This window comes from Frankia sp. CcMO1 (genome assembly GCF_977945845.1).
Map to the genome: position 1 here is coordinate 1 of NZ_CDWTMG010000241.1, position 3905 is coordinate 3905.

Consider the following 3905-nt stretch of genomic DNA (forward strand, 5'->3'; position numbering starts at 1 on the left):
GGCGGTCGCGACCCGCTACGACAGCTAGCCGTCCGCTACGAAGCAACAGTCACCATCGCCGCGATCAACGAATGGCTGCCCCGATAAACTTCCCAAACAGGCCCTAATGCGACGGAGCTTCCCGTGCCGCCGGAGCTCGCCGGGAACAGCCGCAGGCCACCCGACGGAGCACCTGTTCATCTCCGCACACTAATCTGACGTCTGTCGTGACCCGGATCATCTCGGGGGCGGGCTCCACGCGCGGGCGCCGCCCGCACGACCGCGCCGCCCGCACGACCGACGACATGCTCCTTGGGGGAGACGAAAGTGGACGAGCAGACCGCTGGGACCGATAATCCGCGGCCCACATCGCGCCTGGTAGTCGACGTGGTCCGCGCGCTGCGCGGATGGGTGGTGATGGCCGCCGGCGGCGTACTTCTGCTCGGCTGCTACCTGGGCGTCTCCAAGGAGACGGACGTCGCTTTCCAACTACCCTACGTGGTCTCCGGCGGTCTCGGGGGGCTGGCACTCATCCTGGTAGGAAGTGCGCTGCTGGTAGCCGACCGCTTCGACGCCGCTCAGGCCGCCCAGGCCCACACCGCCGGCCAGGTCGACGACCTACACTCACTGATCATCGCGGCGGCGGTCGCGGGTGCCGCACCCGAGGCCGGTCAGCCGGCCACCCGCCCCCAGGGCTCGTACCAGCAGACAGGCTCGTACCAGCAGACAACAGCCACGCACCAGCAGAACTCGCGCTTCGCCGCGACGGACCCCGGGGGCGGCCAGGCACCCGCCACGAACGCCACCACACCCGGCCAGCGCGCCTGACAGAGCCTGCGTTTCCCACGATGCCACGGCGCGGAAGGCGAGCAGTTCCGTGATCACATGTGACCCGGCGGACGGCGGCGACCGGACGGCCGGCGGCGGCAGGCTCCCAGGGAGTGCCCGGTGACCAGCATCGACCTGGGACTGGCGGGGATCTCCCTCGGGGCGATCGCAGCCCTGTCCGGTATCGGCCTGCTGGTCACCTACCGTACCAACGGGGTCCTCAACCTGGCCCAGGGCGGCATCGCCATGCTGGTGGCGTACGTCTTCCGCGAGATGGTGGTCGAGTGGGGGCTGCCGATCTGGCTGGCCGCCGTCATCGCGCTCGCCGTGCTCTCTCCCGGGATCGGCCTGCTGCTGGAGCGGCTGGTCTTCCGGCCGCTGGCCCGTCGCCGCGCATCGGCAGCCGAATCCCTGGTTGCCAGCCTCGGCGTGCTGGTCCTCACCCTCGGGATGACGGCGGGCATCTGGGGTCTGGGCTCGCGTAGCGACGCACCGAGCATCTTCCCGAACTCGTCGGTGCAGCTGTTCGGTGACACCCGGATCGGTGTCGACGCGCTGGCCGAGCTCGCGATGGTCGTGGTGTTCTGCGCGGTCATCGGCGTCATCGCCACCCGCACGGTGTTCGGCCGCCAGATCCGCGCGGTTGTCGACGACCGGCAGCTCGCCGAGCTGTCCGGTGTTCGCGCGGACCGGGTCGCCGCGGCCGGCTGGGCGGTGGGGACTACGCTCGCCGGCCTCACCGGCATCCTGCTCGCCCCCCGCTTCCAACTCACCCCGTACGGGCTGACCCTGCTGGTGCTGGAGACCTTCGCGGTGGTCGTGGCGGCCCGGCTGTCAAGCATGCCGGTGGCCGTCCTCACTGCCCTGGGCATTGCCGTCCTGCAGAGCGAACTCAAGCAGTTCACCCTCGACGGTGATGCGGGCCAGATCCTCACCGTCCTGCAGTCGAACCTGTTCATCGTCGCCCTGTTGGTCCTGCTGCTCGCGGTGCCGAAGCTGCGCGAGCTCGGCACCGGCGACTCCGGGACCACCGCCAGCTTCTCCAGCCGCGGCGCACCGCCGGCGGGCCCGGCCAGCCAGACCAAGGCCCGCCGTGACTTTCTGGGCAAGCTCGGCGGTGCCGCGCTGCTGCTCGCACCGCTCACCTTCGCCCCGTCCGATCTGCGTTCGGCGTTCATGGTGCCGGCGCTCGCTCTCATCTTCCTGTCGATGGTCATCGTCACCGGCTACAGCGGCCAGCTCTCCCTGGGCTCGGCCGGATACGCGGGCCTCGGGGCGCTGCTGTCACTCAAGCTCGCCAACGGTGACCTGTTCGGACTGCCGAAGCTGCCGGGCGTCGCGTCGATGTTCATCGGTGCCCTGCTCGTCGCCCCGATCGGTCTGATCACCGGCTACCCGGCGATCCGCCGCCGCGGCCTCACCCTGGCGCTGACCACCTTCGCGGTCGGCGCCGTGGTCAGCCGTTTCGTCTTCGAGCAGCCGACCTTCGCGACCGGCCTCTACCTCGACCCGCTGACGTTCTTCGGCTGGGAGCTGCCCGACGAGGCGTTCTACGTCCTTGAACTGGCCTGCCTGGGCCTCGGCCTGTTCTTCGTGGGTAATCTGCATCGCGGTCGGCTCGGTCGGGCGCTGCTCGCCGTGCGTGACCATGCGGAGGGTGCGGCGGCGGTGGGGGTCGACGTCCGCAACCTCAAGCTGCTGGCCTTCACCGTCTCCTCCGTCGTCGCCGGGCTGGGTGGTGCGCTGCTGGTGCACAGCAGCTACTCGTTCTCCGCCGACGACTTCGCACCGTTGCAGAGCTTGCTGTGGTTCACCGCCGTGGTCGTCTTCGGCGCCGACAGCGCGGCCGGCGCGATCATCGCCGCGGCGTTCATCGTCACGATCGACGTGCTGGCGCCGGCCGGGTCCTCGATCCTCGCCATCGGCATCCTCGCCCTCGCCCTCGGCTGGATGCCCGGCGGCTTGGCCTCGGCCGTCCGGGGTCTGTTGCGGCTGCTCGCCCTCCACCTCGCGGACGGCTTCGTCGATCCCAACCATCGGGCACCGCGCCCGGTGCCGGTGCGCATCTCCGCCGTCGGATACCTGCCGGCGACCACTGGCATCACCGGGATCTCCGGGATCTCCGGGATCGGCGCGCCCCTGGGGGCCGCCCGGCCCAGGCCATCCGCGAGCTGGCCCCCGGGCCGCTCCTCGCCCGTGCTGCCACCGGGCTCGCCGCAGCCGACCCCATTCGGGGCCAGCCTGCTGACCCTGGTGCAGGAGTATGCGGCCCGGTCGGGCGACGCACCGCTGGTGACCCCCGCGCCCCGCGGCGAGGGCGGTGGCCTGCCCGCCGACGTCTACCCCACCTCACCGGGTCACGTGGGCCACAAGCAGGGGGGTTCGGGACCCGCGGCGGCGACCTCCCTGCGGGACGGAGGCCGGGTATGAGTCGGCACGTGCTACAGGCCGTTGGCCTGGTCCGCCGCTACGGCGGTCTGACCGCGGTCGACCACGTCGACCTCGTCGCCCCCCAGGGCGTGATCACCGGTCTTATCGGCCCGAACGGTGCCGGGAAGTCGACGCTGTTCAGCCTGCTGACCGGGGTCGAGCAGCCCGACGAGGGCAAGGTCCTGCTCGACAAGAGCGACATCACGAAAATGCGGCCAGACATCCGGTCCCGGCGTGGTCTGGTGCAGACCTTCCAGGTTCCCTCGCTCTTCCCCACCCTCACGGTCGCGGACAACCTGCTTGTCGGCGCGGAGAACCGGCACCGGGACTATGCCGGCGGCCTGCTGGGCGTGGCGTCCAAGGGCCGAGGACACGTCAGCCGCCTCGTCGAGGAAACCCTCGGCTCTCTCGGCCTGTCCGACCTGCGGGACACCATCGCCGGCACGCTGCCCACCGGTGCCCTGCGGCTGGTCGAGTTCGCGCGAGCGATGTGCGCCCAGCCGGACATCCTGCTGCTCGACGAGCCCGCCAGCGGCCTGGACAACGACGAGACTGCCAGGTTCTCGCAGCTGCTGCGCCAGACCGCCGACGACGGGGTCGGCATCCTGATCGTCGACCACGACGTCGACCTGGTCTTCTCCGTCGCCGACCAGGTGTACGCCATGGTC

The 3905-nt window shown here is 70.7% G+C and carries 3 protein-coding genes; all 3 read left to right on the forward strand.

The genetic code is table 11. The features are described from left to right. The first annotated feature begins 306 nt into the window (after window positions 1–306). Entirely contained in the window at window positions 307–807 is a 501-nt protein-coding gene (locus tag AC08OU_RS20580; RefSeq protein WP_476601698.1) for a transporter, read from the forward strand. A 120-nt stretch (window positions 808–927) separates the two neighbouring features. Further along, window positions 928–3237 (forward strand): ABC transporter permease, encoded by a 2310-nt coding sequence (locus AC08OU_RS20585; protein ID WP_476601697.1) that lies wholly within the window; start codon window positions 928–930, stop codon window positions 3235–3237. After that, on the forward strand, window positions 3234–3905 hold a 672-nt coding region (locus AC08OU_RS20590), incomplete at its 3' end, for an ABC transporter ATP-binding protein (protein WP_476601696.1). The genes AC08OU_RS20585 and AC08OU_RS20590, both read left to right, overlap by 4 nt.